Annotated in this window: 24 protein-coding genes and 3 tRNA genes; 15 read left to right on the top strand and 12 right to left on the bottom strand. The window is 66.2% G+C overall.

Features of this window, described 5'->3' with window-relative positions; genetic code table 11:
- Positions 1-250: 250 nt before the first annotated feature.
- Positions 251-1,606 carry a trigger factor gene (gene tig, locus N2L00_RS09780; RefSeq protein WP_255766455.1) on the bottom strand — a complete coding sequence of 452 codons (1,356 nt, stop codon included), beginning with the start codon at positions 1,604-1,606 and terminating at the stop codon, positions 251-253.
- Positions 1,607-1,660: 54 nt separating this feature from the next.
- Positions 1,661-1,734, bottom strand: a tRNA-Pro gene (locus N2L00_RS09785).
- Positions 1,735-1,885: 151 nt separating this feature from the next.
- On the opposite strand from N2L00_RS09785, the gene N2L00_RS09790 reads away from it, so the two are divergent.
- Positions 1,886-1,959, top strand: a tRNA-Gly gene (locus tag N2L00_RS09790).
- 107 nt (positions 1,960-2,066) lie between these two features.
- Here N2L00_RS09790 and N2L00_RS09795 read toward each other — a convergent pair.
- Together N2L00_RS09795 and N2L00_RS09800 are read right to left on the bottom strand one after the other, a co-directional pair.
- Positions 2,067-2,987 carry an Fpg/Nei family DNA glycosylase gene (locus tag N2L00_RS09795; RefSeq protein ID WP_255862896.1) on the bottom strand — a complete coding sequence of 307 codons (921 nt, stop codon included), beginning with the start codon at positions 2,985-2,987 and terminating at the stop codon, positions 2,067-2,069.
- Positions 2,987-3,457, bottom strand: coding sequence for a ribose-5-phosphate isomerase (locus N2L00_RS09800; protein WP_255766457.1), 471 nt, complete (start codon positions 3,455-3,457; stop codon positions 2,987-2,989). The genes N2L00_RS09795 and N2L00_RS09800 overlap by 1 nt, the downstream gene beginning before the upstream one ends.
- A 248-nt stretch (positions 3,458-3,705) precedes the next feature.
- On the opposite strand from N2L00_RS09800, the gene N2L00_RS09805 reads away from it, so the two are divergent.
- From N2L00_RS09805 to N2L00_RS09825, 5 genes are all read left to right on the top strand, one after another.
- Positions 3,706-6,801: a zinc-dependent metalloprotease family protein gene (locus tag N2L00_RS09805; protein ID WP_255862895.1), complete on the top strand. Its 3,096-nt coding sequence runs from the start codon at positions 3,706-3,708 to the stop codon at positions 6,799-6,801.
- 178 nt (positions 6,802-6,979) lie between these two features.
- On the top strand, positions 6,980-9,532 hold the full coding sequence (gene pepN / locus N2L00_RS09810; protein WP_255862894.1) for an aminopeptidase N: 2,553 nt from the start codon (positions 6,980-6,982) through the stop codon (positions 9,530-9,532).
- Between the two features lie 56 nt (positions 9,533-9,588).
- The gene (locus tag N2L00_RS09815; RefSeq protein ID WP_255862893.1) at positions 9,589-10,107 is read left to right on the top strand and encodes an OsmC family protein; all 519 of its coding nucleotides are present in this window, start codon (positions 9,589-9,591) and stop codon (positions 10,105-10,107) included.
- Between the two features lie 48 nt (positions 10,108-10,155).
- Positions 10,156-10,833, top strand: a complete 678-nt coding sequence (locus N2L00_RS09820; RefSeq protein ID WP_255766465.1) for a mechanosensitive ion channel family protein — start codon at positions 10,156-10,158, stop codon at positions 10,831-10,833.
- Positions 10,826-11,314, top strand: coding sequence for a globin (locus N2L00_RS09825; protein ID WP_255862892.1), 489 nt, complete (start codon positions 10,826-10,828; stop codon positions 11,312-11,314). The genes N2L00_RS09820 and N2L00_RS09825 overlap by 8 nt, the downstream gene beginning before the upstream one ends.
- Positions 11,315-11,332: 18 nt before the next feature.
- Here N2L00_RS09825 and N2L00_RS09830 read toward each other — a convergent pair whose 3' ends face one another.
- Positions 11,333-11,995, bottom strand: coding sequence for a hypothetical protein (locus N2L00_RS09830; protein WP_255862891.1), 663 nt, complete (start codon positions 11,993-11,995; stop codon positions 11,333-11,335).
- Positions 11,996-12,475 carry a thioesterase family protein gene (locus N2L00_RS09835; RefSeq protein ID WP_255862890.1) on the bottom strand — a complete coding sequence of 160 codons (480 nt, stop codon included), beginning with the start codon at positions 12,473-12,475 and terminating at the stop codon, positions 11,996-11,998. It lies immediately after the preceding gene.
- Between the two features lie 147 nt (positions 12,476-12,622).
- Between N2L00_RS09835 and N2L00_RS09840 the strand changes: the two genes are divergently transcribed.
- Positions 12,623-13,507, top strand: a complete 885-nt coding sequence (locus tag N2L00_RS09840) for an acyl-CoA thioesterase II (protein ID WP_255766469.1) — start codon at positions 12,623-12,625, stop codon at positions 13,505-13,507.
- 78 nt (positions 13,508-13,585) lie between these two features.
- Here the strand turns inward: N2L00_RS09840 and ettA are convergent, their stop codons facing one another.
- From ettA to N2L00_RS09860, 4 genes are all read right to left on the bottom strand, one after another.
- Positions 13,586-15,268: an energy-dependent translational throttle protein EttA gene (gene ettA / locus N2L00_RS09845; RefSeq protein ID WP_227921013.1), complete on the bottom strand. Its 1,683-nt coding sequence runs from the start codon at positions 15,266-15,268 to the stop codon at positions 13,586-13,588.
- Between the two features lie 409 nt (positions 15,269-15,677).
- A complete protein-coding gene (locus tag N2L00_RS09850) occupies positions 15,678-16,091 on the bottom strand; it encodes a DUF6993 domain-containing protein (protein ID WP_255862889.1) in 414 nt (137 codons plus the stop codon).
- Between the two features lie 112 nt (positions 16,092-16,203).
- The gene (ssb, locus tag N2L00_RS09855) at positions 16,204-16,818 is read right to left on the bottom strand and encodes a single-stranded DNA-binding protein (protein WP_255862888.1); all 615 of its coding nucleotides are present in this window, start codon (positions 16,816-16,818) and stop codon (positions 16,204-16,206) included.
- 363 nt (positions 16,819-17,181) lie between these two features.
- Positions 17,182-17,254: transfer RNA gene (locus N2L00_RS09860), tRNA-Arg, on the bottom strand.
- Between the two features lie 263 nt (positions 17,255-17,517).
- Between N2L00_RS09860 and N2L00_RS09865 the strand changes: the two genes are divergently transcribed.
- The 5 genes from N2L00_RS09865 (at position 17,518) to N2L00_RS09885 (ending at position 21,320) form a co-directional block, all read left to right on the top strand.
- On the top strand, positions 17,518-18,345 hold the full coding sequence (locus N2L00_RS09865; RefSeq protein ID WP_255862887.1) for a DUF4397 domain-containing protein: 828 nt from the start codon (positions 17,518-17,520) through the stop codon (positions 18,343-18,345).
- Positions 18,346-18,432: 87 nt separating this feature from the next.
- On the top strand, positions 18,433-19,113 hold the full coding sequence (locus N2L00_RS09870; RefSeq protein WP_255862886.1) for a class F sortase: 681 nt from the start codon (positions 18,433-18,435) through the stop codon (positions 19,111-19,113).
- Positions 19,114-19,175: 62 nt separating this feature from the next.
- Positions 19,176-19,748 (top strand): RNA polymerase sigma factor, encoded by a 573-nt coding sequence (locus N2L00_RS09875; protein ID WP_255862885.1) that lies wholly within the window; start codon positions 19,176-19,178, stop codon positions 19,746-19,748.
- Positions 19,729-20,562, top strand: a complete 834-nt coding sequence (locus N2L00_RS09880; RefSeq protein ID WP_255862884.1) for an anti-sigma factor — start codon at positions 19,729-19,731, stop codon at positions 20,560-20,562. Before N2L00_RS09875 ends, N2L00_RS09880 begins: the two co-directional genes overlap by 20 nt.
- A 20-nt stretch (positions 20,563-20,582) precedes the next feature.
- Entirely contained in the window at positions 20,583-21,320 is a 738-nt protein-coding gene (locus N2L00_RS09885; RefSeq protein ID WP_255862883.1) for a M50 family metallopeptidase, read from the top strand.
- A 13-nt stretch (positions 21,321-21,333) separates the two neighbouring features.
- On the opposite strand, the gene N2L00_RS09890 is transcribed toward N2L00_RS09885, so the two are convergent.
- Positions 21,334-21,753, bottom strand: a complete 420-nt coding sequence (locus tag N2L00_RS09890; protein ID WP_255766478.1) for a DUF3224 domain-containing protein — start codon at positions 21,751-21,753, stop codon at positions 21,334-21,336.
- Positions 21,754-21,871: 118 nt separating this feature from the next.
- Between N2L00_RS09890 and N2L00_RS09895 the strand changes: the two genes are divergently transcribed.
- Complete coding sequence (locus tag N2L00_RS09895) at positions 21,872-23,137, top strand: glycosyltransferase family 87 protein (protein ID WP_255862882.1); 1,266 nt, start codon at positions 21,872-21,874, stop codon at positions 23,135-23,137.
- Here the strand turns inward: N2L00_RS09895 and mptB are convergent.
- Positions 23,100-24,644 carry a polyprenol phosphomannose-dependent alpha 1,6 mannosyltransferase MptB gene (gene mptB / locus N2L00_RS09900; protein WP_255766480.1) on the bottom strand — a complete coding sequence of 515 codons (1,545 nt, stop codon included), beginning with the start codon at positions 24,642-24,644 and terminating at the stop codon, positions 23,100-23,102. The two genes, N2L00_RS09895 and mptB, sit on opposite strands and share 38 nt — an antisense overlap.
- Positions 24,645-24,885: 241 nt before the next feature.
- On the opposite strand from mptB, the gene N2L00_RS09905 reads away from it, so the two are divergent.
- Together N2L00_RS09905 and orn are read left to right on the top strand one after the other, a co-directional pair.
- Positions 24,886-25,497 (top strand): hypothetical protein, encoded by a 612-nt coding sequence (locus tag N2L00_RS09905; RefSeq protein WP_255862881.1) that lies wholly within the window; start codon positions 24,886-24,888, stop codon positions 25,495-25,497.
- Between the two features lie 51 nt (positions 25,498-25,548).
- The gene (gene orn / locus N2L00_RS09910) at positions 25,549-26,151 is read left to right on the top strand and encodes an oligoribonuclease (RefSeq protein WP_255766482.1); all 603 of its coding nucleotides are present in this window, start codon (positions 25,549-25,551) and stop codon (positions 26,149-26,151) included.
- The last annotated feature ends 103 nt before the right edge of the window (positions 26,152-26,254 follow it).

Here is a 26,254-nt window from a genome sequence, read left to right on the forward strand (position 1 = left end):
TGAGTGACCTCTCGCTCTGGCAGGAACGGGTGCTGGCCGTGCCAGCGGCTCCTGCCGTTTGTCTCTTCTAGGACACTAGCCTGTCGCGGCGGCGATCTGCTTCTGTTTGGCCGGCTGTTCGCTGACGGCGCACGATGCGCGTCACATCGGTCTGTGGCGCGGGCCGCCCGCCAAAGGAACGCTTAAACCACTGTGCCGCCGGCCCTTTCGGACCGGCGGCACAACAGGCGGTTAAGGAAACCGGGACAGGCTAGGCCTTGTCTTCGTTCTGCTGCTCTTCTGCTTCTGCTTCTGCTGCCTCGACCTCTTCGCCGGCGGGCCGGACGAATTCGGTGAGGTCGATCTCGGCACCGGTGGTGTCGGTGACCTTGGCCAGCTCGAGGACCTTGGCCAGTGCCTTGCGGCGGCGGACTTCGCCGACCATCATCGGAACCTGGCCGCTCTGGTCGATCAGCTGGGCGAACTGGTTCGGATCCATGCCGTACTGCGAAGCGGAGGAAACGATGTAGTCGATCAGCTCGTTCTGGTTGACCCCTACTTCTTCCTTCTCGGCTACGGCGTCAAGGATGATCTCGTTCTTGAACGCCTGCTCGGTGTTGGACCGAACCTCGGCGCGGTGCTCTTCGGTGTCGTGGTCCGGACCGGAGGTCTGGGCGCTCTCGGAGTTGAAGTGCTGTTCGATCTGCTCTTCGATGACGGATTCCGGAACCGGAACCTCAACGAGCTCGAGCAGCTTCTCCAGGACCTTGTCGCGGGCTTCGACGCCCTGCTCCATCAGCTTGGACTCGGCGGCACGCTTGGTGAGGTCTTCGCGGAGCTCGGCGATGGTGTCGAACTCGCTTGCCAGCTGGGCGAAGTCGTCGTTGGCCTCGGGGAGCTCGCGCTCCTTGACTGCCTTGACGGTAACGGTGACCACGGCGTCGGAACCGGCGTGCTCACCGCCGGCCAGCTTGGTGTTGAAGGTGGCGGATTCGCCGCTGCTCAGGCCGGTAACGGCCTCGTCCATACCTTCAAGCATGGTGCCGGCGCCTACCTGGTAGGACAGGTCAGCAGCGGAATCCACCTCTTCACCGTCTACCTTGGCGACCAGGTCCATGGTCAGGAAGTCATCGGCGGCGGCGGGGCGGTCCACGGACTTCAGCGTGCCGAAGCGGCTGCGCAGCTCGTCCAGGGCCTTGTCGACGTCGGCGTCGGAAGCCTCGGCGGGCTCGACGGTGACCTCGAGGCCGGCGTAGTCCGGGAGCTCGATTTCGGGGCGGATGTCCAGCTCGACGGTGAAGACCAGCTGGCCTTCGTCGGTGGTCGGGTCCGGCACTTCGGTGATCTCAACTTCGGGCCGGCTCAGGGGGCTGATTCCGGTTTCCTGGACGGCTTCGGCGTAGAAGCCATTGAGTCCGTCGTTGATCGCCGTCTCGAGGACGTAGCCGCGGCCAACGCGCTGATCGATGAGGCGGTTGGGAACCTTGCCCTTGCGGAAGCCCGGGACCTGCACCTGAGTGGCGATGGTCTTGTAGGCCTCTTCGATGCTCGGCTTCAGTTCCTCGAACGGAACTTCGACGTTGAGCTTTACCCGCGTGGGTGTGAGGTTTTCTACGGCGCTCTTCACAGCGTAAGTTCTCCTGAGGGTTCTGGGATTGGTCTGCACCATGGTTATACAGAGTCGGGGTGACAGGATTTGAACCTGCGACTTCCTGCTCCCAAAGCAGGCGCTCTTCCAAGCTGAGCTACACCCCGTCAGTGCACCTGACAGCCTACCTGCCCTGAAGCTGGTATGACGAATTTTCCCGGCACCACGATCGATTCCGCACCCGGTTGGGAGCCGGATACCGGCCGATTACTCACGGCCGGTTTTCGCGTGCTAAGGTAAAACCTGCCTTACGGCGCCGGGGATGTAGCTCAATGGTAGAGCCTCAGTCTTCCAAACTGATTACGCGGGTTCGATTCCCGTCATCCCCTCCACCTTAGAAGGGCCTTCCGCCGCGCGGAAGGCCCTTCTTGCTTTTAGGCCCGTGCAGGCCAGGCGGCCAGGCCGCTGCCCGCGCCCGCGCCCAGTCGGCCTGGCAGGATCAGTCGGCCTGGCAGGACGGGCACCAGTACAGTTTGCGGGCGCCCATCTCGGTTCCCGCCACCGGGGTTCCGCAGCGCCGGCACGGCAGTCCGGTCCGCTTATAGACATAGTGGGCCTCGGACACGGGGACCGGCTCGCCGGTGTCGTCCCGGTCCTGCCGCTCCGTAGTGATGATCCGGCCCTGCCGCACTCCGTCGTTCATCAGGCGCACGACGTCGTCCCACACGGCCCCCGCCTCGCCCTCGCCCACGCTGCGGCCCAGCCGCCAGGGTGAAATCCGGGCCCGGAACAGCACTTCGGCGCGGTAGACGTTGCCCACCCCCGCCAGCACCTCCTGGTTCATCAGCAGGAGGCCGACAGGCGAGCCCTTGCTGCGCAGCCGGCGCGTGAATTCCGCAGCACGCCCGGCACCTGCGGCGCCGTCATCCCCGGCGCCGCCGTCCCCGCCCGCCAGCGGGTCCGGCCCCAGCCTGGCCAGCACCTTTCGGCGTTCGGCTTCGGTCACCACCTCACAGGCGGTGGGGCCGCGCAGGTCCGCCCAGCCGTGCTTGGAAACCAGCCGGACCCGCACCGCCCCCTTGGGTTCGGGCGGCCCGGAGTAGCCCGCGCCGTCGTCGCCTGCCACCTCCTGCTCCCCCAGCCGCCGGGGCGCTCCGATACTGGAGGATCCGATGAACGTTTCGTCCCCGCCGAAATCGAAGGCGCCGTAGAGGCCAAGGTGGATGCGCAGGTAGAGATCATGGTCGAAACGCAGGAACAGCTGCTTGCCGTGGGCTTCCGCCGCCTCGAGCACATGTCCGTCCAGCCGGGCGGCACCGGCAGCAAACCGGCCCTGCGGGCTGCTTACGGTGAGCCTTTCGCCACCGAACACCGAGGAGAACTGCCGGGCCAGGCGGTGGATGGAATGCCCTTCGGGCATTAGAGCGTGGAGCCGGTGGTTTCGTACCGTGCAATCTGTCCGATCCGGCGGACATGGCGTTCGGCGTCGCTGAAGGGCTCGGCGAGGAAGGCTTCGATGATTCCGGTGGCCTCCTCTACGCTGTGCTGGCGCCCGCCCACGGCGACGATATTGGCATCATTGTGCTGGCGTGCGAGCTTTGCGGTCTCCAGGTTCCAGGCCAGTGCGGCCCGGATTCCCCGAACCTTGTTGGCGGCGATCTGTTCGCCGTTGCCTGAGCCGCCCAGCACGATTCCCAGGGCATCCGTGCCCGCTTCCTGATCCCGGACAACGGCCTCGGCCGCGTCGATGCAGAACGCGGGGTAATCGTCCTCGGCATCGTATTCCCGGGGGCCGTGGTCGACGACGTCGTACCCCTTGCCCGTCAGATGGGCAATGAGGTGGGAGCTCAGTTCCATGCCTGCGTGGTCGGTTGCAATATGGACGCGCATTTGGGGTAAGTCCGTTTCTTGAGGATGGGGAAAAGACGCTTCCAGCCTAGCTTCCGCTGCAGCCGCGTCTCCAAATTCCCCCGGCCCGACCGGAAACCGCCCTTACATGGCGTTGCTGCGTGCCGATAGAGCAGGTAGGACTATACTCCGATCCCTCCGGATTGGAGCGGTCTACCCGCGTCCGACGCTGGCGTCGCGGATACAGCACCGTTGCGCCCACCAGGAATCGCCCTACAAGGATTAGTCATTTGAAAAGTGCAAAACTCGCCGTTCTGGCCCTCCTCGCCGTTTCGCTGACAGCAGGAGGGCTTCCGGCACAGGAGTACGCCGTCCCCGGCGAACCCGCGGCCACACAGGTCCCCGCCGATCCCGGCGCCGCCACCCTGCCTCCCTCTCCTGCGCCCGACGCCGGCAGCGCCGTCGCGGAAGCCGTGCCGGAGGCTGAACCGACGCCATCCGCCCCGCTGACCGCCGCCCCGGCTGAGGAACATCCCGCCGACGGCGAAGAAAGCCACACGGACACGGCCGAATCCGGGGATGAGCTCGGGTACGACCCCGTGGTCGGCGGGGGCTTCCCGGTCCCCGGTCCCAACACTCCGATGGTCACGGACCCGGACGGGACCGTGCGTTCCGCCGTGGAGACGGACATCTCCGCAGCGCATGACCACGGCGCCTCTGCCTTCAGCAGCGCGGCCGGCGGTGCAAGCACGATGGGTGCCGCCGCCCGCAGCGGGACGATCAACATCACGCTCGTGTACGCCACGCTTACCGATAACCGGGGCGCGGTGAATGAAGCCGGAGCACTTAACTCGATGACCGCGGCCAACCAGTACTGGCGTGCCATGTCCAACGGCCGGCTGGGCGTGCTCCATACCAGCACCCGCGCCATCAACAGCTCCGCCAATTCCCGGCAGGACTACGCCGACATGATGAATACCATCAAGCGTGACCTCGGATGGCGGGACAGCGCCAACAATGCCCTGCTGGTCTTTGTGCCTGCCGGCGATCTCAAGAGCGGGGGGTACGGCGGCATCCTCGGCGGCGGCTGGACTTCCGGTCCCACCAGCGGTTCGGTGTTGATGCCGCAGCCTTCGGGCTTCACCAACAACGTGGTGACGCACGAATTCGGCCACGTACTGGGCCTGCTGCACGCCAACAGCCTCAAATGCAACAACGGCCGATCCGATATCGGTGTCGGCTCCAACGGCGCCTGGGCCGACGGTTCCTGCACCTCGCGTGAGTACGGAGACACTTCCGATCTCATGGGTTACGCACAGTATCCTTCGCCGGCCATTAATTCGTATTTCTGGGACGCCGGCGGTTTCGGCCGCGGCGACGAGATCTACAACGCCGGTACACCCGGATCCTCGATCACATACACCCTGAGGCCCTGGGCCGGCTCTTCCGCGCAGCGTGCGGTGAAATTCAGGGATTCTTCCGGCGAGACCTATTACCTCGAGCTTCGGCTTCCGGTGGGATATGACGAGTCCACGGCTGTCGGCGGCAACCGCGGCGTGAAGATCGTCAAGCCGGACCTGGCGAACGACTGGGCCGTGAATTCCCTGGTTATTGCACCCAACACCCGGGATTTCAGCGGTTATACCAATGCCAACAGCACCTGGCAGGCCGGCCAGACCTTCACCTCGCATTCCGGCACAACGGTGCACGTCAACTGGATCAGCGGCGAAGCCGCGTCCGTCACGGTGACCGGCGGCGTCGCCGCTCGTGCCGGAGCCCCGATCGACGAAGCCCGCAGGGCGCACCCGGAGCTGGGCAACGCGATCGGCGATATCCGCGGCGGGTTGAAGGACGGCGGGGCGTACCAGGACTTCCAAAACGGAGCCATCATCTGGTCCCCCAACACAGGTGCACGCGTTTCCACCGGAGCGATCCGCTCCGCCTGGGCGTCCACCGGTTTCGACGCCGGCTACCTCGGCCTTCCCACCAGTGACGAGGTCTACGGCCTGCCCAACGGCGGCGCCTACCAGGATTACCAGGGCGGCGCCATTATCTGGTCGCCCGCCACCGGGGCGCGGGTCTCCAAGAACGGCCCGATCCGCACCGAGTGGGGCTACACCGGTTTTGAACGCAGCTACCTGGGCTATCCCACGAGCAACGAAATAGGCGGACTGCCCAACGGCGGAACCTACCAGGACTTCCAGAACGGAGCCATCATCTGGTCTCCGGCCACGGGTGCGCGCGTTTCCCGGAACGGACCCATCCGTGAAGCCTGGCGCCGTTCCGGCTTCGAGAACAGCCCCATCGGCTACCCGACGACAAACCAGGTGACGCTCGCAGACGGCGGCACCTCCCAGGAGTACCAGCGCGGAACCATCATCCACTCCCCTGCGTCCGGGGCCTGGATCGTCACGGGTGCCGTCCGGAATGTCTGGCGTGCCGCCGGAGCGGAAAAGTCGGACCTCAAATATCCCGTGGGCAATGAAGTCCTGATGGGGACCCAGGGCACCTACCAGGACTATCAGGGCGGTGCCATGATCTGGTCCGCTGCGACCGGAGCACAGATCTCCAAGAGCGGCCCCATCCGCTCGGCCTGGGGCGCCACGGGCTTCAACGCCAGCTACCTTGGGCTTCCCACCGGCCCGGAGACAAGCATGGGCACTCAGGGGAAATACCAGGACTACCAGGGCGGCGCGATCATCTGGTCGGAGAAGACCGGGGCCAGGATCTCCCGGAACGGTCCCATCCGCTCGGCCTGGGGCGCCACAGGCTTCAACGCCGGTCCGCTGGGCCTGCCGACCGGGGAGGAACGGGCCATGGGCACCCAGGGCAGCTACCAGGACTACGAAGGCGGAGCCATTATCTGGTCCGCAAAGACCGGAGCCCAGGTCTCCGTGAACGGACCGATCCGCTCCGCCTGGGGTTCCACGGGCTTCAACTCCGGCTATCTGGGGCTTCCCACCGGAGGGGAACGGAGCATGGGAGCGCAGGGCAAGTACCAGGACTATGAGGGCGGCGCGATCATCTGGTCCCAGAAGACCGGGGCGCAGATCTCGAAGAACGGGGCAATTCGTTCAGCCTGGGGCTCCACCGGTTTCAACTCGGGCTACCTCGGCCTGCCGACCAGCGGAGAAAAATCCTCCAACGGCGGAACCACACAGGAATACGAGGGCGGCACCATCCTCTCCTCTGCCGGCACGGGAACGCATATCCTCGCAAACGGGCCCGTCCGGGACGCCTACCGTGCGCAGGGCGCGGAGACGGGACGTCTCGGATACCCGACCTCCGGTCCGACCGCGGCCGCAGGCGGTGCAACGGTCCAGAGCTTCAAGGGCGGAAAGATCACCCGGGATGCCGACGGCAAGGTACAGGTCAGCTACAACTAGCGGCTGACGGCAGGACACCGGAACGGCGGATTGCTCTTTGCAATCCGCCGTTCCGTGCTTTGGAAGGGTGCTTGGCGATGAGAGACTGTTGCACAAGATCACTAGTGTGGAAGATTCTTGCAAACACCATGAAAGCGCCGCACTCCTTGTCCTTGAGAAAGGCCCAACCTTGCCAGGTATGAATCTCACGCGCTCCGAAGCCCGTGAACGTGCAGAACTCCTCGACGTCGAGTCCTACGACGTCAACCTCGACCTGACCCGGGGAGAGACGGTGTTCGGCAGCACGACCGTCGTCCGGTTCTCCGCCCGCCCCGGGACCTCGACCTTCATCGACGCGGTCACCGACACGGTTCACCGGATCACGCTCAACGGCGTGTCCCTGGACCCGGCGGAGGTGTCCGACGGCGTGCGGATCTCCCTGCCGAACCTCGCCGAGTCCAACGAACTCGTGGTGGACGCGGACGCCCGCTACATGAACACCGGTGAGGGCCTGCACCGTTTCGTGGACCCCGTGGACAACGAGGTCTACCTTTATTCGCAGTTCGAGGTTCCGGACTCCCGCCGGATGTTCGCGGTCTTCGAACAGCCGGATTTGAAGGCCACCTTCCGCTTCACGGTCACCGCGCCGTCGCACTGGGACGTCATTTCCAACTCCCCCACCCCGGAACCCGTTGCCGCCGGCGACCTGACGGACGCCAGTCCGCGCTCCACCTGGTCCTTCGAACCCACGCCGCGGATCTCCTCCTACATCACCGCGCTGATCGCAGGTCCGTACCAGTCCGTCCGCAGCGAGCTGACCAGTTCCGACGGACGCACCATCCCCCTTGGTGTCTTTGCCCGCCGGTCCCTGATGCAGTTCATGGACGCGGAGAACATCTTCGAACTCACCCGCCAGGGCTTCGCCTTCTACGAGGAGCAGTTCGGTACGCCGTACCCGTTCGAAAAGTATGACCAGCTCTTCGTGCCCGAGTTCAACGCCGGGGCCATGGAAAACGCCGGTGCCGTGACCTTCCTCGAGAGCTATGTCTTCCGTTCCCGGGTTACCGAAGCCACCGTGGAACGCCGCGCCGTGACGATCCTGCACGAACTGGCGCACATGTGGTTCGGCGACCTGGTCACGATGCGCTGGTGGAACGACCTGTGGCTGAATGAATCCTTCGCAGAGTTCATGTCCACCCTCGCCGCTGCCGAGGCCACCGAGTTCAAGCAGTCCTGGACCACGTTCGCCTCGTTGGAAAAGGCCTGGGCCTACCGCCAGGACCAGCTGCCCACCACGCACCCGATCGTCGCCGAAATCCGGGACCTGGAAGACGTCCAGGTCAACTTCGACGGCATCACCTACGCCAAGGGCGCTTCCGTGCTCAAGCAGCTGGTGGCCTGGGTCGGACAGGATAAGTTCATGGCCGGCGTGCGCGAGTACTTCGGCAAGCACTCCTGGCAGAACACCGAGCTGTCGGATCTGCTGTCGGAGCTGGAAACAGCCAGCGGCCGGGACCTGTCCGACTGGTCCGCGAAGTGGCTGGAGACTGCCGGCGTAAACACCCTGCGTCCGGAGTTCGAGACCGATGAGGACGGCACCATCACGTCCTTCGCCGTACTGCAGAGCGCTATCGAGGAATACCCCACCCTTCGCCCGCACCGCCTGGCGATCGGCTTCTACAACCCGGACGCGGACGGCCGGCTACAGCGCACGCACCGCGTGGAGCTCGACGTCGACGGCGAACGCACCGAAGTTTCCGAACTCATCGGCCAGCCGCGCCCGGCCCTGCTGCTGCTCAACGACGACGACCTTGCCTACGCAAAGATCCGCCTGGACGCCGCCTCGCAGCACACCGCCACCCGCAGCCTGCGCAACATTGCGGATTCCCTCCCCCGGACGCTCGTGTGGGCCTCCGCCTGGGACGCGGCGCGGGACGCCGAGATCCCCGCCCGCAACTACGTGGAACTGGTCCTGCAGAACATCGCCTCCGAGTCCGACTCGACTGTTGTCCAGGTGCTGCTGCGCCAGCTGGCCACCACCCTGGCCTTCTACGTCAGCCCCCAGGACCGCGGGCCCATGACCGTTGCCGCTGCGGAGAGTCTCTGGGAGTTGGCTTCGGCAGCGGAGCCGGGCTCCGATTCACAGCTGCAGTTCGTCAAGGCCTTCGCCGCCCACGCCTCGTCGGACGAGCAGCTGGACGCGCTGGCAGGTCTGTTCACCGGCGAGCAGTCCCTTGAGGGGCTGGCTGTCGACGCGGACCTGCGCTGGGAGCTGCTCACCGGTCTCGTGGCCGGAGGCCGGCTGGGCACAGCGGACATCGACGCGGAACTCGAGCGCGATGCCACCGCCACGGGTGCCCTTGCAGCGGCCATGGCCCGTGCGGCCATCCCCACGGCAGAAGCCAAGGCAGCGGCCTGGGAAGCGATCGTGGAGCGCTCCGACATGCCCAACGCCGCGCAGCGTTCGGCCATCGCCGGATTCATGCGGGTCCACGACACCGGCCTGCTGGAACCGTACGCACAGAAGTACTTTGCCTCGATCCGCGACGTGTGGGCCAGCCGCACCCATGAGATCGCCCAGCAGATCGCCGTCGGCCTCTATCCGTCCCGGCTGACGCGCCAGGACACGGTGGACACCACCGATGCCTTCCTCGCCGATCTGGGCGGGGACTCGCCCTCGCTGCGACGGCTGATCCTGGAAAGCCGCGACGGCGTGGTCCGCGCCCTGAAGGCGCAGCAGGCCGACCGGTAACACCTTGCCGCCGCGGTTCCCTTCCATCCAACGGCTCAGACGGTAGCTTGGAGAACGTGAATCTCTCCGAACACCGTTACACGCTCGACCTGGAATGGACGGGAAACCGCGGCGACGGGACCGCTTCCTACCGCGGCTACGGCCGCGACCACATCATCCGCGCCCCCGGACTGCCTGACCTGCCCGGAACGGCGGATCCCACCTTCCACGGCGACCGGGACCGCTGGAACCCCGAGCAGCTTCTGCTGGCCGCACTGGCCCAGTGCCACATGCTTTCCTACCTGCACGTGGCGGTCCGAAACGGCATCAGGGTGCTCGCCTATGAGGACTCCCCGGAGGGGCTGCTGCGGCTCAACCGGGACGGCAGCGGTGAGTTCACCACAGCCGTGCTTCGTCCCAAGGTGACTATCGACGGCGGCGCGGGGCCGGCCGCCGTCGAACTGGCAGCCGGGCCGATGCACGCCGAGGCGAACCGGCTGTGCTTCATTGCGCGGAGCGTCAATTTCCCGGTGGAGCACCGGCCCCGGACGCTGACCGTGCCCGTGCTGCCCTCCGGGCACGGCCGGCACGGGTAGCCTTAACCGCAGACCACTGTCCGGCTACACAAAGGTGAACGGCTACCCGTGCTTTCCGCTTCCGAAATTGACCTCTCTTCAGTGACCGTCAATGATTTCGACTTTTCCGGCCTGATCGAGGCTGCCTTTATTGTCCTGGCCGCCACGGGCGTGTGGTTTGTCGCCCGTTTCCTGATCAACCGGCTGGTGGCGCGCGCCCAGAAGGGCTATTCGCTGCTGCACTCCTCCAAGATCAAGTGGGCGCAGCCGGTGATGCGCAACCTGGACAAGAAACGCCGCGCCCAGCGCGCAGACACCATCGGTGCCCTGCTGCGCAGCGCCGTCAACGTTTCCATCTGGACCGTCGCGATCATCATGGTCCTGGATGCCGTCGGCATCAACATCGCCCCGCTGCTGGCCAGTGTCGGCATTGTCGGCATCGCCCTCGGTTTCGGCGCGCGGGAACTCATCCGCGACGCCTTGGCCGGGTTCTTCATCACCATTGAGGACCAGTACGGAATCGGCGACGTCATCGAAGTCGGCGACACCGCCGGAACGGTGCAGTCCGTTGGCATCCGGATCACGCGGATCATCGATGACCGCGGCGTCATCTGGTACATCCGCAACGGCGAGATCGCCAAGATCGGCAACCGCTCCCAGGGCACGTACCTGGGCGAAACACCGGCAGAACCGGAGGAACCGGCGAAGGCCGGCGCACTCAAGGACGGCATGGCCGCCAATGACTGAACCGTTGCCTGAAACGGCACCCCAGGCGCCCCCGAGCGCGGCATCCCTGCCGCTGCAGCCGGCGCAGCAGCCCACGCTGCAGCCGCAGGCTTTCCAGCAGCCGCAGTACACGGACAACTTCTATGAGGCCGTGGGCGGGCATCCCACGTTCGTGAAACTCGTGGACGTGTTCTATGCCGGAGTGGCGGAGGACCCCCTGATGCGGCCGATGTATCCCGAGGAAGACCTCGGGCCGGCCAAGGAACGCCTGCTCCTGTTCCTCGAGCAGTACTGGGGCGGCCCGAAGACCTACGGCGAGCAGCGCGGGCACCCCCGCCTGCGGATGCGGCACATGCCCTTCATCGTCACCCCCGCGGCGCGGGACGCCTGGCTGCGGCACATGCGTGCCGCCGTCGACTCCCTCGAGCTCTCACCCCTGCACGAGGGGACCCTCTGGGATTACCTGGAGCGGGCTGCCCACTCCATGGTCAATTCGGCCTGATCCGCCGCCGAGGCAGGCCTACAGGACCGCCGGCAACCGGGTCAGGACGTGCCCGAGGGTGGTGCTCAGCCGCAGCCAGCGCCCGTTGCTGAACAGGGCGGCGTCGGTCTCGGGTCCGTCGGCGGGCAGGAAGCCGAGGGACAGCGCCGCAAAGGCAGCCCCTGCGGGCACCGGCGTTTCGGTTCCGCCCATGGGCTGCGCCCAGACCCGTGTCCGGGCACTGTGCACGACGGCGGCTCCCGGACTCTGGGGCAGCATCGCCGCGACCTCGCGGATTCCGCGGTGTGCCGTCTGCTCGAGCAGCTGTACCGGAACCCGGCCGGCAGGCTGCCAGCCCGAACGCGGTGCCAGGATGCCCGCCCACGTTTCCCGCACGGTCATCGGCGGCACGGGAAGCACGGTGTCTGCGGTTCCCATCCGGGCGAGCCGGTCCCCCACAGCCGACAGCTGGACCGTGGCGTCCACCTCCGCCGGAGCAGCCAGCGGCATGGTCCGCAGGCCCAGCACGGTCGGTGTGTCTTCCCCGAGGATGCGGGGGCGCAGGACGCAGACATAGGCGGCCAGGACACTGCCCACGGCCTGCAGGCGGACCGCGCCGTCGTCGGCCGTTCGGGCACGGGCCACGAAGTTGCGCAGATCGGCCGTGACCTGCGGATCCGCCAGCCGGAGTTCGCTGTCCATCTAGTTCCCCTGTCCGGCAGGAACGGCTGCACGGAACGGCACGGGCTCACCCATCCACGCCTGGAGCACTTCCCGCTGCTCGTCCGTGAGCGGGGTGGGCCTGCCGGTGGCAGCCTCCACCTGCACCATGGCTGCTTCGGCGTAGGCGTACACCGTCTCCGGCTCTTCATCCGCGACGCGGAAACCGTAGGCAAGGCTGCTGGAGCCGATCCGGGTCACCCAGACGTCCACCCAGACAGGTTCCTTCCGGTGAAGCAACGGCGACACGTACTCGATTTCCTGCCGGACCACGTAGGTTGCCGTCCGGTCCCCGGCCAGGTCCCGGAAGCTACCCGGTCCGCCCGCACCGGCCGGAAGCGGCAGCAGGCCCAGCTGGACCCGCGCTTCCTCGAGGAACTGGACGAACCGAACGTTGTTGATGTGGCCGTTGGGATCTTGGTCGCCGAACCGAAGCTGGACGGGGAAACGATGCACAGACATGCCCCCATCTTTCCAGAGAGTGAGGTTAGCCCTAAAACGCAGGGCACCGGCGGCCGCACTGGTTACTGGCCGGTACGTTTAAGCTAGAAGTGTTCCACGGTTCCTGCCTCAGGCAGCACCGCCTTTCCTGCTAGGAGATAGTCCCTCATGTCCATTGATGAATCCTTCGATCCGACCGCGTCCCTGCTCGAGCTCCTGAACCTTAGCTGGGCCGACGGCGCGAAGACCGACGAGGACATTTTTGTCGGGGGTTCCCAGGCAGAACCGCGCAAGCGGGTCTTCGGCGGACAGGTGCTGGGCCAGTCCCTTGTTGCTGCGGCCCGCACCGTTCCCGAAGACCGGATCATGCACTCCATGCACGGGTACTTCCTCCGCCCCGGCGACACCGAGGTACCCATTACCTTCGGTGTGGAACGGCTGCGGGACGGCCGCTCCTTCTCCGCCAGGCGCAGCCACGCCTACCAGAACGGCAAGCCGATCCTGTCCATGATCGCTTCCTTCCAGGTTCCCGATTCGGGGGTGGACCACCAGGAGGAGATGCCCGCCGGCATCCCCGAGCCGGAGGACCTGCCGACCACTGCCGAGCTGCTGAAGGACTTCGACCACCCGGTGGCCGAGGCCTGGTCCCACCGGCGCCCCATGGACATCCGCCACGTAATGGACCCGGTCTACGTCCGCGCCGGACGGGAAAAGACCCCGCACAACGCCGTCTGGATGAAGACCTTCAAGCCCATGCCCGACGGCGAGAACCTGCACCGCGCGGCCCTGGCCTACGCCAGCGACTACACCCTGCTGGAACCGGTGCTGCGCGGGCACGGGCTTGCCTGGACCACCCCGGGCATGAGCATTGCCAGCCTGGACCACGCCATGTGGTGGCACCGGCCGGTGCGGGTGGACGACTGGCTGCTCTACGTCCAGGAATCCCCCAGCGCTTCCGCCGCGCGGGGGCTGTCCACCGGCCGGATCTTCAACCGAAGCGGTGAACTGGTGGCCACCGTTGCCCAGGAAGGCATGGTCCGCGTCCCGCAGTAAGCACTGCTGACCCTGAACGAAAAGAGCTCCGCTTCCCCGAAGGGAAGCGGAGCTCTTTTTTCTCGGGCTGCGCCGGACTTAGTCGCGGGTCAGGCGGCGGTGCGTCACACGGTGCGGCTTGGCTGCATCCGGGCCGAGGCGTTCGATCTTGTTCTGCTCATAGGACTCGAAGTTACCCTCGAACCAGTACCAGTTCGCCGGGTTTTCCTCGGTGCCCTCGAAGGCGAGGATGTGGGTGGCCACACGGTCCAGGAACCACCGGTCGTGCGAGACCACGACGGCGCAGCCGGGGAATTCCAGCAGCGCGTTTTCGAGGCTGGACAGGGTTTCGACGTCCAGGTCGTTAGTGGGCTCATCGAGCAGGAGCAGGTTTCCCCCCTGCTTCAGGGTCATGGCCAGGTTCAGCCGGTTGCGCTCACCACCGGAAAGCACGCCGGCCTTCTTCTGCTGGTCCGGGCCCTTGAACCCGAAAGCGGAGACATAGGCGCGGGACGGCATTTCCACCTGTCCCACCTGGATCCAGTCGTGCCCCTCGGAAACGACCTCCCACAGGCTCTTCTCCGGGTCGATGCCGCCGCGGGACTGGTCCACGTAGGAGATCTTCACGGAGTCGCCGATCTTCAGCTCACCGCCGTCGAGCTCTTCCAGACCGACGATGGTCTTGAACAGGGTGGACTTACCCACGCCATTCGGGCCGATGACGCCGACGATGCCGTTGCGCGGAAGCGAGAAGGACAGTCCGTCGATCAGCTGCCGGTCGCCGAAGCCCTTCTGCAGGCCCTTGGCTTCCAGCACGAGGGAGCCCAGGCGGGGGCCCGGCGGGATCTGGATTTCTTCGAAGTCCAGCTTGCGGGTGCGGTCCGCTTCGGCTGCCATTTCCTCGTAGCGGGCCAGACGGGCCTTGGACTTCGTCTGGCGGCCCTTCGCGTTGGACCGGACCCAGTCCAGCTCATCGGTGAGGCGCTTGGCCAGCTTCTGGTCCTTCTTGCCCTGGACTTCCAGGCGTGCGCGCTTCTTTTCCAGGTACGTGGAGTAGTTGCCCTCGTACGGGTACAGATGTCCGCGGTCCACTTCGGCGATCCACTGGGCCACGTGGTCCAGGAAGTACCGGTCGTGGGTCACGGCCAGGACGGCGCCGTGGTAGGCGGAGAGGTGCTGCTCAAGCCAGAGCACGCTCTCGGCGTCCAGGTGGTTGGTGGGCTCATCGAGGAGCAGCAGGTCCGGCTTCTGCAGCAGCAGCTTGCAGAGCGCCACGCGGCGGCGCTCACCGCCGGAGAGGAGGGTGACATCGGCTTCGGGCGGCGGGCAGCGCAGGGCGTCCATGGCCTGTTCGAGCTGGGAATCAATGTCCCAGGCATCGGCGGCGTCAATGGCTTCCTGCAGCTTGCCCATTTCCTCAAGCAGGCTGTCGAAGTCCGCATCCGGCTGCGACATCTCTTCGGAGATTTCGTTGAACCGCTGGATCTTGCCGTAGATCTCGCCGACGCCCTCCTGGACGTTGCCGAGTACGGTCTTTTCCTCATTCAGCGGCGGCTCCTGGAGCAGGATGCCCACCGTGTAGCCGGCGCTGAGCCGGGCCTCACCGTTGGAGGGGGTGTCCAGTCCAGCCATGATCTTGAGGATGGTGGACTTACCCGCACCGTTGGGACCCACCACGCCGATCTTGGCACCGGGGTAGAAGGACATGCTTACGTCGTCGAGGATAACTTTGTCGCCAACGGCCTTGCGGGCCTTGGTCATCGTGTAGATAAATTCCGCCATATCTACAAGGCTAATGTGTCAGCGCCGATATGTACCATTTCCCTGCTTCGGGCGCGGGCTGTCGCTCCTGCGCTGCGACCGGGGAGACCGGGGCTCCAGAGTGTCCGGATCCCTGCAGGTTGTCCCCGCAAAGCGTCCGGATCCCCGCAGTATGTCCGGATCCCCGCAGGTTGTCCCCGCAAGTTGTCCGGATCCCCGCAGGTTGTCCCCGCAAGTTGTCCGGATCCCCGCAGTATGTCCGGATTCCTGCTCCGCGCGGCGCAGGAATTGTCACAGACCGCAGGGATCACGACAAACCGAAGGGGCTTTCCCCGGCCGAGTCGGCCTGGCGGTCCGGACAGCTGATCCGACTCCGCGCCGGTGCCTACATGGGGGTTGATTCCGGTGTCAGTTCCCGGTCAGTTCCCGGTCAGTTCCCGACGAAGCATCCGCCGCCGGACAACACCGGCAACACTGTGACGTAGGCCGCCCCATCCCGGACCTCACCGAAAATGCATTCCCCGTCCTGCACAGCTGCAGCCTGGATCGAGTCAACCTCCAGGCCGGTCGGGGTGCTGTCAGCCGATACTTCCACCGATCCCGCCGGGAAGCCGGCCGCGGCAAACGCCGCAGCCACCGCTTCCCCGTCCGGCAGCGAATCCGAATCAGCCAGCTTTCCCAACTCGGATTCCAGTACTTCGGTGATCGCGGCATGGGGCGAGGGTGTCTCCGCCGAGGTCGATCCCGGCGCGGCCGATCCCGCCGGCGCAGGTTCCTCGGTGTTTCCCCCTTGCCATCCGCAGCCGGAAAGCCCGACCGCGAGCGCCAGGAACCCGGCCGCCATGCCAGCGGCGGGAGGGGTCGGTCGGGCTCTGCGGCGGGGGTTCATCCGGCGATTGTGCCACGTATTACGCTGCGCGGACAAAAGGGGTCCCGGGATATATAGGGGTGCGCTCTCAATACGGCGCGGCAGCTCCTTCACGGGCAGCCTTCGTGGTTTCCGCCTGTTTGTCCTCCGCGGCCAGGCTGTCCCCGGCGACGGCATCAAGAAGTTCACCGGTCAGCGCATCAATCCGGCCCAGGGACTCCGCGGACTCAAGATCCTCGTGAGACCCGGGCCCGGCGGCGTCATCCGTTCCTGCTCCGCCGGCCATCCCGCCGTCGATACCGCCGGCCATCCCGCCGTCGACACCGGATGCGTCGCTGCCGGCGGACGTGGTGCGGCGGAAGCTGGCGGTCCCCCACATCAGGTCATGGCCCACCGTGTCGGCATCAATCTCGGCGCTGGTGCCGCTGCGACCATCCTCCGTGACCCACTGCCGCAGGCGGAGCCGGCCGGTCACTACTACCCGGTCCCCCTTGTGGATGCTGAACGCGGCGTTGGTGGCCAACTGGCGGAACAGGCTGACGGCGTACCAGTTTGTCTGTCCGTCCTGCCATCCCCCGGTGTCACGGTCATACCGGCGCTCCGTGGTGCACATTCGAAAGCTCGCCACCGCGAGTCCGTTGTCAGTGGTGTTCTGACGGAGGTCGGTGGCAACGTAGCCCCGGAGCGTAATGGTGTCACTCATGTTTTCCTGCCTTCGGTTCGGTACCGCGGCGCCTGTGCTTTGACGATGCGCAGTGTCGCCCGCATGCGTTCCGGCTGGTCCGCCGGTGCGTGCGAGTCTTCACCGATGCGTGTGCGCGTGCCCTCGGGAAGGGCCGAAATGTGGACCGCGTAAGGCGGCAAGGGGCGCTGCCGGTCCTGTGGAGGCAGAGCTGTCAGTCCCCGGACCATGTGCCCTGCCTCGGTGAAGGTCATGCCAAGAAGGTGGGGTGGCCGCGGACCGACGGGACGGCCGGCGGGGCGTTTACGCGGGCTTGGCGTCGCTGGGCAGCCAAAACGCGAAGCCCCAGGCCGCCGCCGGGGCGCTGCAACAGATCCTGCTGAGTGCCCCCGGCGCGACTCGAACGCGCAACCTACGGATTAGAAGGCCGTTGCTCTATCCATTGAGCTACGGGGGCAACCACACGATGATACTACGGACGCCGCAGGCTCCCGTCCGAGTCCGTTCCCGCACCCCGCTGCTGCGGGCCGCCCGTCCCGGGCTAATGCCCGCCGCCACCGTCCCGGACTTGGCTCCTCGAAGTCCCCGGCCCGGCTCCTCGAAAAACTTCTGCGCAAATTATCTCCGGTTCTGCATCCAAGACGATCCCACCGGAAGTAGTAGGGGTGTAAGTCACGGAACCCGTACCCGAAAGGTGCGGCAGATCAAGGAGCTCAGACCATGCGCAAGACCGCTACCGCTCTCGCGACCCTCGGACTGGGTGCCGCCGCAGCCTTCTCGGCTGTACCGGCATCCGCTGCTGATTCCGACACGGCAAAACTGTCGGTACTGCACGGCGTCCCGGACACTCCCGTGGACGTCTACGTCAACGGCACGCTTACCCTGGATGACTTCATGCCCGGTGATCTTGCCGGGCCGCTGGAGCTGCCGGGCGGCAACTACCAGCTGGCCATCACTGCCGCCGACGCCGCCGACGCCTCCGCCCCGATCATCGGCCCGGTCTCGGCTGACCTGGCAGCGGGAGGCAACTACACCGCCACCGCCAACCTGGATGCCTCGGGCAACCCGACGGCAAACCTGTTCACCAATGACACATCCGCCGTCGACGCGGGCAAGTCACGCCTGACCGTCCGCCACGTGGCCGCCGCACCGGCCGTCGATGTCCTGGCCGGCGGCACACCGGTGATCGAGGGCCTCACCAACCCCAATGAGAAAGCGCTGACCGTGGATGCCGGAACGGTTTCCGCTTCGGTCGCTGCAGCCGGCACCACCACTCCGGTGATCGGTCCGGCAGATCTCGCCCTGGCCGAAGGCACGAACACGATTGTCTATGCGTGGGGTTCGCTCGAAGCAGGAAACCTGGCCCTCGCCACCCAGACCATCGAGGGGCTGCACTCCGCGCCGCACGCGGTTCCGGGTGCACTGGAGCAGGTTGCCCGGTCCGGGGATGACCAGACCATGACGGCGGCTGCCGCTGTCGGCGGCGTCGCGCTGCTCACCTTGGGTGCCGCCCTGCTGCGCCGCCGTTCAACGGTCAGCGACAGCTAAGCAGCACCCGCCCGATCCCCCGGTGCTGCGGCGCACCCCCTTTCCGCGCCGCAGCACCGGGGCCACCCTTTTTCCGGAGGTCCATCCATGCCCGTTGTTCCCCTGCGACGTTTCGCCGCAGCGGCTTGCCTCTCCGCCAGCGTCCTGGCCGGTACGGCGGCCTGCAGCGGCGCCCCCGAGACCGCTTCCCCGGCGGATTCGGTTTCGACGGCACCCGCACCAGCGTCGACGACGGCGCCCGCGCCGACGTCGACGGCGGCACCAACCGTCCCCGCCACTGACATACCCGTGCGGCCCGCCGTACCTACCCCGGCGGAAGCCGTTCCCGAGCCCGTGCGGGTCAGCGTGGAAGGAACCGGCATCGAGCTGGAGGTGATCCCGGTGGGGCAGGAAGCAAACGGTGCCATGACGCTGCCGGACAACCATTACCAGGCCGGCTGGTACCGCTACGGACCCGCGCCCGGATCCTCCCGCGGAGCAGCGGTGCTGGCCGCCCATGTGGACTCACGCACCGAGGAACTTCCCATCGCGGGCTTGGACGATGTCCCTGCCGGCACCCCCGTGACCGTGACCCGCAGCGACGGAACCGTCGTGGAATACACCACCGAAAAGGTGCAGAACATTCCCAAGGCATCACTCGACGAATTTAATCTCTTCGACCGTGACGGTGCGCCGCGGCTGGAACTGGTAACGTGCGGCGGTAGATGGCTGGACTCGGTAGGTGACTATGAAGACAACGTTGTGCTCACCGCCGTACCCGTACCATAGTGGCTACCTCAGAGAGCTGCCGCATACCGGACGCAGCCCCGCACGGCAGGAGAACGGCACTGATGCCCACGGGCGCCTCAGATCGCGACGCCGCGATGGACCGTGCCTTTGCGGCAGGGGACGAAGCGGCGCTGGCAGAGGCCTACCGTCGGTTCTCGCCCCTGATCCGCGCGCTGGCGATGCGCAAGCTGCTCGATCAGGGCGCAGCCGACGACGCCGTGCAGGAAGTGTTCATCCGGGCCTGGAAATACCGGGACAGCTACGCACCGGACCGCTCCACGCTCGCCGCCTGGCTGGTAGGGATCGGACGGAACGTGGCAGTCGGCATGGCCACTGCCCGGGGCCGTTCTTCGGAAACCCTGATGGAAGTTCCGGAGTCCGGCAGGAATCCGGTTCCGCCCGCCGGTCCTGATCCCGACGGCGTGGCGGACCGCGTGGTGCTTGATGCAGAACTGGCCAGGCTCGGGGAACCCCAGGGTTCCATCCTCCGCCTGGCCTTTCATGAAGACCTGACACATCAGCAGATATCGGAAACACTGAAACTCCCGTTGGGTACCGTAAAGAGCCATATTCGAAGAAGCCTTGTCCAACTCCGGCAGCGATTGGAGGTCAGCGATGCAGCATCTGCCACCTGAAGCGCTGGCCCTGTGCGCCCTCGGCGAGGCCGGTCCACAGGACACGGCGCACCTCGACAACTGCGCCGAGTGCACCGCCGAGGTCACCGCGCTGCAGCGCGTTGTGACCGCCGGAAGGACCACGTCAGTTCCCGAGGGGCTCCCCCGGCCGCCGTCGTCGGTCTGGGACTCCATCCATGCCCGGTTGGGACTCGGGGATGCCGTGCGCGCCGATCCCTTTGACGCCGATCCCCTTGCCCAGGCTCCGTCCAATGAGGCTGCGCAGGCATCGTCTTCGCCTGACAAGAACGCCGAGACCGGATCGGCGCCGTCTCCGGCAACGCTGCAGTCACCCCCGACAGGGTCGACGCCGGTTCCGCTGGAAGCCGCCCGGAAGCGCCGCGAACGACGTCGGCTTCCGCAGGTCCTCGGTGCCGCGGCTGCGGCCGTGGTGCTGGCAGCTGCGGGCACCTGGGGCGTCTCCCGTATCCTGGCAGACCGCAGCGAAGTTATTGCCGCGGTGGAGCTGGCCCCCTTGCCTGCCTATTCGGAAACGGGCCGGGCCGAGGTGGACCAGCGTTCCGACGGCGGACGCGAGCTGGTAGTCACGGCAAGCGGATCCGATGCCCAGGGGTTCCGCGAAGTCTGGCTGATCGCCCCTGACGTGCAGCGCATGGTGAGTCTCGGGACGATGGAGGGCACGGAAGGCCGGTTCACCATTCCGGCTAATCTTGACCTCGATGAGTACCCAATTGTTGATATCTCGGACGAGCCCTTTGACGGCAATCCCACGCATTCCGGCGATTCCATCCTGCGCGGAGTCCTCGAGCTCTAAGCCCGCACCGGCGGCCGTCCGTGGATGAGTCCCTGGGCGTCGCCGCCGAGTGGTGGTCGCGGGTAATGGCCGGCTTCGACCGCGTTCCGGCTGTGGAGCCCGAGCCGGGGGTGCTGCTGATGATTGCCGCCGCTGCCGCACTGCTGAGCGTTCCCCGGGCAACGTGGCGGTGGTTCGGGCTATTCGTGACATTTGTCCACGAACTCGGCCATGCCTTCGCGGCGCTGATGACCGGGCAGGTAGTGAAGGGCATCCGCCTCCGCTTTGACCACTCAGGAGACATGCGTTCCCTGGGGAGGGGCGGTTTCCCCGCGGCATGGGCCGGCTTCTGGGGCTACCCCGTTCCGGCCGTGGTCGGTGCCGTCCTGGTGCTGGCAGCGCTCGGCGGCTGGTCGGGTGCGGCACTGTCGCTCAGCGCCCTGGTCCTGGTTGCCGCCCTGCTGTTCATCCGAAACGGCCAGGGGTTCGTGATTGCTTTCGGCTGCGCGTCCGTCTCGGTGCTGCTGGTCTGGTTCGCTGCCCCGCCGGTGGCGGGCTATGTGGCCATGTGTACAGGTATCGCGCTCCTGGTGGGCGCTGTCCGCGACTGGCTCAGTGTGCTGAGCGTCCACACACGCCGGCGCCGGAACCTGGAAAGCTCCGACGCCTACATCCTCTTCCGGCGTACCGGGGTTCCTGCTGTTCTGTGGCTGGCGGGATTCGCCCTGGTCATTGCCGCTTCGCTCGCGACGGCGGTGTTCGCCGCACTGGGCGCCTAGACCGGCCGCGGGCCTAGGCCTGGGGAGCGGGGAAGGTCACCCGCAGCTCGAGCCGGTGCTGGCCGTCTTCTTCCTGCGTGTAGATGGCCTTGCCGGAGATGCCGGCGAGGTCGTCGGTGCCGGAGCCCGGAATGATGTGCCCGGAACTCGCCGTCGCAGTCCCCTCGGCCAGCCCCCAGTGCTGGATGACCATGGTTCCGGAGCGGCCCGCTATGGTTCCGGCAAAGACCTCGGAGCCCACATAGCCGGCCCCCACCGAGTTGCCGGCCATAATCAGGTCCGCGACGGACGTCCCGGTGATGTCACCCTCGTAGATCTTCACCGCCCGAACCGTGGAGAGTTCGCTGTTGGTTCCTTCCACCTGGTACGGCGTGGGTTCCCACTCCGAAACGTCGAAATCCGCCACAATCACTTCTTCAGTTAGGTCGGTCATTACTCCAGTATCCCGTGTCCGACGGCGGATTGCATGCCGGGTGCCGCGCTTGGGTAGCCTTATCGCTGTGCACGGACGCGGCACGGCAACGGATTTACCTAAGGAGCACCACCCTCGCATGACCCGGAAATCGGCATTCCAGCATCATCGGTTACTCCGCCCCGCCACCCTCTGGACGGTATTTGCCGTAGTCCACCTGGGCTTCCTTGCCGCCCTCGCGACCCGCATCCTGGGCGGGGACGTCCTCAGTGATGTGGGCTTCTACCGGCTGTGGGCGTTCTCGGGAATCCAAAACGGCTACTGGGTCGGGATTGACGGCGGCTGGGTCTATCCCATAGCGGCGCTCATACCGATGGTCCTGTCAGCGGCCTTTGGCTACGATGCCTACCAGTTCACCTGGTTCCTGCTCTTCACCGCCCTGAACGCGGCCGGCGTCGCGGTCCTTGCCCGGCGCGCCGGGACCCAGGGCATCGCGTCCGCCTACTGGTGGCTGGCCGTCACGGCACTGCTCGGCCCGGTTGCCGTGGGGCGCGTGGACGGACTTACCGCACCGCTGGTGATCATGGGCCTGCTCTTCCTTGCCACCCGTCCCGTCCTTGCATCGGCCCTGCTGTCGCTGGCTACCTGGATCAAGGTCTGGCCCGCCGCCGTGATCCTCGCGGTGCTCGTGGCGTGGAAGAAACGCCTCACCCTGCTGGCCACCGGTGCCGCCGTGTCGGCGGTCATTGCCGTCGCCGTGGCGCTGTCCGGCGGTCTTTCCCACCTGCTGAGCTTCATCGGTGAACAGGGCGCCCGCGGCATGCAGATGGAAGCGCCGTTCACCACGCCGGGGCTCTGGCAGGCGATCCTCGGATCCTCCGACGCGTACATTTTCGAAGACAAGGTCATCAACACCCGCGAAGTCCGCGGCGCCCTCGGCGAGCCCGTGGCCGCGCTGATGACGCCGCTGCTGGCGCTGGCTGCCCTCGCCGTCGTCGGACTTCTCATCTGGGCGCTGCGCCGCGGGGCCGATTCGCGTGCCCTGCTGATCTCCGGCTCGCTGGCACTGGTGAGCGCGTTCATTGTGTTCAACAAGGTGGGGTCGCCGCAGTTCATGCTGTGGCTGGGCGCCGTGGTCGCCGTCGGACTGGCCTGGGAAGGCAAGGCGTGGAAGGTGCCCGGGGTACTTATGCCGGCGATTGCCGCGCTGACCACGCTGGTCTATCCGATGTTCTACTCTGCCCTGTACAACGACCTGAACATTGCCGTGGCCCTGCTCCTGACCGCCCGCAACATCCTGCTGCTGGTGCTCTTCGGCTGGTCGGTGGCCCGGGTCATCCGCCTTACCCGGGCCGGCGGCGACAGCCTCAGTGCGTCCGCAGTTCGCCCGGAGCAGGCTCCGTAAGCTTTTTGCGGAACAGGACCTTGGTCTTGGGATCCAGGAAGATCAGGTAGAGGGCGAAGCCCAGCGCGATCACGGCGGCGATCTGGCGGGCCGCGCTGAGGCTGAACTCGAAGTAGGGCCAGATATCGAGCTGGTCGCTGATGGCGTAGACCATAAAGAACGAAACAAACAGGTACAGCGTCTTCACCTGCCAGTCATCCCGCAGGCCCGTCACGGCGAACAGCGGGATGAGCCACACGACGTACCAGGACTGGATCATCGGTGCCAGCATCACGATGGCGGCGAAGGCCAGCGCCAGCCGCCTGATCAGGCGGCTGTACTGCCCCACGAACATCTGCCACAGCACAATCCCCACGGAGGCCACGCGTCCGATCGTGTGGACAATGTCGGCCAGGGTCCAGCCCGGCAGTCCCAGGGCGTTGCCCAGCGTTGCCACCAGCATGCCGGCGAAGCCCACCGGGGCGTACCAGATCCAGACACTTCCGGGCGTGCTCAGGGCGCCCACCCAGCCGAAGCCGAAGCCGTTGATCAGGCCCATGATCCACAGCAGGCCCAGGGAAATGCCCGCAGTCATGAACCAGTAGACAAACTTCCGCCGCCATGACGCGTTCTTTCCGGCCCACAGCAGGCCGATAAACGGAAGGAAAATGATGGTGATCGGCTTGATGCCGATGGACAGGGTCACCAGCAGGATGCCGGCGAGGGCCCGGTTGGTCGCGGCCAGATACAGTCCGGCCAGTGCCAGGCCGATCATCAGGGCATCGTTATGGACTGCGGCGATGAAATTCACCAGGAACAGCGGGTTGGCTGCGGTCAGCCAGAGGGCACGGTTCGGGTTGATGCCGTGCAGCTCGGCCAGCTTCGGCACGTAGTAGACGCAGAGCGCGACGCCGATCAGCGCTATCAGCCGGAACAGCAGGATCGAGAACTCAGGCTGGCCGCCGGTAATCCGGACCACGAGTTCTTCGATCCAGAGGAAGACCGGTCCGTAAGGGGTGGGGCTTTGGGCCCAGAGATCATCTGCGCCGAGCTGCAGGTAGTTGGAGATCTGGGAGTAGCCGTCCTTGTACGGGTTCAACCCGCTGACCATCACCAGCCCCTGGGCGATGTAGGCGAAGACATCGCGGCTGAACAGCGGCAGGGCAACGCACATGGGTGCCGACCATGCGATCACGGCGCGCAGTACCACCGGCCGCGATTCCGGGCCCCAGCACCCCTTCATCCGCTGGCCAAGCCGCAGCCAGGACCGCACCAGGAGCATCCCGCCCGTTGCCAGCATCAGCACAGCGGCCACGGCGCCGATGGGCTGATCGAAGCGCATCCAGATAATCAGCGGATTGCTCCGGAGAGCGGCGGAATCGAGCGACAGCCAGCCCACGCCGAATGATCCGAAGAGGATCAAAAGGGAACCGATGAACCCCTGCAGGATCGCGATGTTGGGGCGGTCGGCTTTCGCTATCTCCGTGCCAGGAGACGAAGGCTCGGTCGCGGGGACCTGGGCGGTCATCTACGTGGTTCCAATCTCTGGGTGACACTGTGTCCTGCGGGCCTGTCGGCAGTCAGGGTCCGGTACCTGCTTCGAATGCGGGCATGAAAATGCCCGGGTACCGTAACAGGCTGATATTAGCACCGGGCCCTGCGCTTGCCCGGGTCGTAGCCGACGCGGCCGCCGTCAATCCTGTGAGCCGGACCACTGTCGCTTACACTGGTGTTTCTGTTGTGACAAACGAGGCAAGGCGGTATTGGCTGTGGGGCGCCACCGGGCAACAAAGATAAACAAACCCGTAAGGATCCGGGTTGCGGCAGCGCGGCCCGCACTACCGCAGGGACGCAGTCCGGAACTGCTGGCGTGGGGTGTCTTCCTCACCGCCGTTGCCGTCGTCGCCATGCTGTGGGTCGAGGTGCCTTGGGGCACCGTGACCGCCGCGTCGGCGCTGCTGTTCCTCGCTTTCGGGCTCAGCTGGCTCTTCGCTCCGCCGCGTACGACGGCGGCGGCGGCCTCCGCAGTCCCTGCTCAGGCCCTGCCGGCTCCGGCGGTGCGTGCTCCGGCGGCTCCGGCAACCGTTCCCGCGCCCGCCCCGCCCACGGCTGCAGTTGCATCTCCCCCATCCGCTGGAGCCGCCACTGCGCATGCCCGTCCCCGCTCCGCAGACCGGGCCCGAAACGCGCCGCACGGACGGCGTGCTGCCGCCGCCCCGGTGTTGATGCCCGCCGAACCGAGCCGCTGGACCCGCACCTTCGGACCGCCCGACACCGGCCAGATTCCCCTGCAGCCCTACCTGTCCGGCGTGCCGGCAAGCTACGCCACCGCTGACAACGCCCTTCCGGACCGGCGCCAGCGCAGCCACTCCAGCCTTTAGCCTCCGGACCCTTTCCAGGGACCAGGTGGTCGAAAGCGGTACATTGGAGGAGTGCCAATAACAAATGAACGTATGGTCTGGATCGACTGCGAAATGACCGGTCTGGACATCAAGAACGACGCCCTGATCGAAGTGGCCGTCCTCGTCACGGACTCCGAGCTGAACATCCTCGGCGACGGCGTGGACGTGGTCATCAAGCCAGATGACGCCTCGCTGGCGCAGATGGGTGACTTTGTGCGCCAGATGCACACCACCTCCAAGCTCCTCGACGAACTGCCCAACGGCATCACCATGGCCGAGGCCGAGGCCGCCGTCGTCGAATACATCACCAAGTGGGTGCCCGAGCCCAAGAAAGCGCAGCTCGCCGGCAACTCCGTGGGGACGGACAAGATGTTCCTGGCCCGCGACATGCCCGAAGTGATCGATTACCTGCACTACCGGATCATCGATGTATCCACCATCAAGGAGCTGGCCCGCCGCTGGTATCCGAGGGCCTACTTCCAGGCGCCGGCGAAGAACGGAGGCCACCGTGCCCTCGGTGATATCCGCGATTCCATCAATGAGCTGCGCTACTACCGCGAGGCTGTTTTCGTCCCCGCGCCGGGGCCGGATTCCGCCACTGCGAAGAAGATTGCCGCAGGAATTTCGAGTTAGCTCCATCACAAAAGTGCTGCTCGGTGCCGGACGTGTCAAAAGCACTCCAAAAACCGTGTAAGCTTGATTCCGCTGCCTCAGATAAATGAGTCCGCAAGACCAC

Source organism: Arthrobacter sp. zg-Y1171 (assembly GCF_025244845.1).
Lineage (GTDB): Bacteria > Actinomycetota > Actinomycetes > Actinomycetales > Micrococcaceae > Arthrobacter_B.

What these genes read in the sequence shown, in the direction of transcription:
- N2L00_RS09795 (WP_255862896.1), bottom strand. Translation starts at nt 2,987, where the DNA reads ATGCCCGAAGGGCATTCCATCCACCGCCTGGCCCGGCAGTTCTCCTCG.
- N2L00_RS09800 (WP_255766457.1), bottom strand. Translation starts at nt 3,457, where the DNA reads ATGCGCGTCCATATTGCAACCGACCACGCAGGCATGGAACTGAGCTCC.
- pepN (WP_255862894.1), top strand. Translation starts at nt 6,980, where the DNA reads ATGAATCTCACGCGCTCCGAAGCCCGTGAACGTGCAGAACTCCTCGAC.
- N2L00_RS09825 (WP_255862892.1), top strand. Translation starts at nt 10,826, where the DNA reads ATGACTGAACCGTTGCCTGAAACGGCACCCCAGGCGCCCCCGAGCGCG.
- N2L00_RS09830 (WP_255862891.1), bottom strand. Translation starts at nt 11,995, where the DNA reads ATGGACAGCGAACTCCGGCTGGCGGATCCGCAGGTCACGGCCGATCTG.
- N2L00_RS09835 (WP_255862890.1), bottom strand. Translation starts at nt 12,475, where the DNA reads ATGTCTGTGCATCGTTTCCCCGTCCAGCTTCGGTTCGGCGACCAAGAT.
- N2L00_RS09840 (WP_255766469.1), top strand. Translation starts at nt 12,623, where the DNA reads ATGTCCATTGATGAATCCTTCGATCCGACCGCGTCCCTGCTCGAGCTC.
- ettA (WP_227921013.1), bottom strand. Translation starts at nt 15,268, where the DNA reads ATGGCGGAATTTATCTACACGATGACCAAGGCCCGCAAGGCCGTTGGC.
- N2L00_RS09850 (WP_255862889.1), bottom strand. Translation starts at nt 16,091, where the DNA reads ATGGCGGCCGGGTTCCTGGCGCTCGCGGTCGGGCTTTCCGGCTGCGGA.
- ssb (WP_255862888.1), bottom strand. Translation starts at nt 16,818, where the DNA reads ATGAGTGACACCATTACGCTCCGGGGCTACGTTGCCACCGACCTCCGT.
- N2L00_RS09865 (WP_255862887.1), top strand. Translation starts at nt 17,518, where the DNA reads ATGCGCAAGACCGCTACCGCTCTCGCGACCCTCGGACTGGGTGCCGCC.
- N2L00_RS09870 (WP_255862886.1), top strand. Translation starts at nt 18,433, where the DNA reads ATGCCCGTTGTTCCCCTGCGACGTTTCGCCGCAGCGGCTTGCCTCTCC.
- N2L00_RS09875 (WP_255862885.1), top strand. Translation starts at nt 19,176, where the DNA reads ATGCCCACGGGCGCCTCAGATCGCGACGCCGCGATGGACCGTGCCTTT.
- N2L00_RS09880 (WP_255862884.1), top strand. Translation starts at nt 19,729, where the DNA reads ATGCAGCATCTGCCACCTGAAGCGCTGGCCCTGTGCGCCCTCGGCGAG.
- N2L00_RS09890 (WP_255766478.1), bottom strand. Translation starts at nt 21,753, where the DNA reads ATGACCGACCTAACTGAAGAAGTGATTGTGGCGGATTTCGACGTTTCG.
- N2L00_RS09895 (WP_255862882.1), top strand. Translation starts at nt 21,872, where the DNA reads ATGACCCGGAAATCGGCATTCCAGCATCATCGGTTACTCCGCCCCGCC.
- mptB (WP_255766480.1), bottom strand. Translation starts at nt 24,644, where the DNA reads ATGACCGCCCAGGTCCCCGCGACCGAGCCTTCGTCTCCTGGCACGGAG.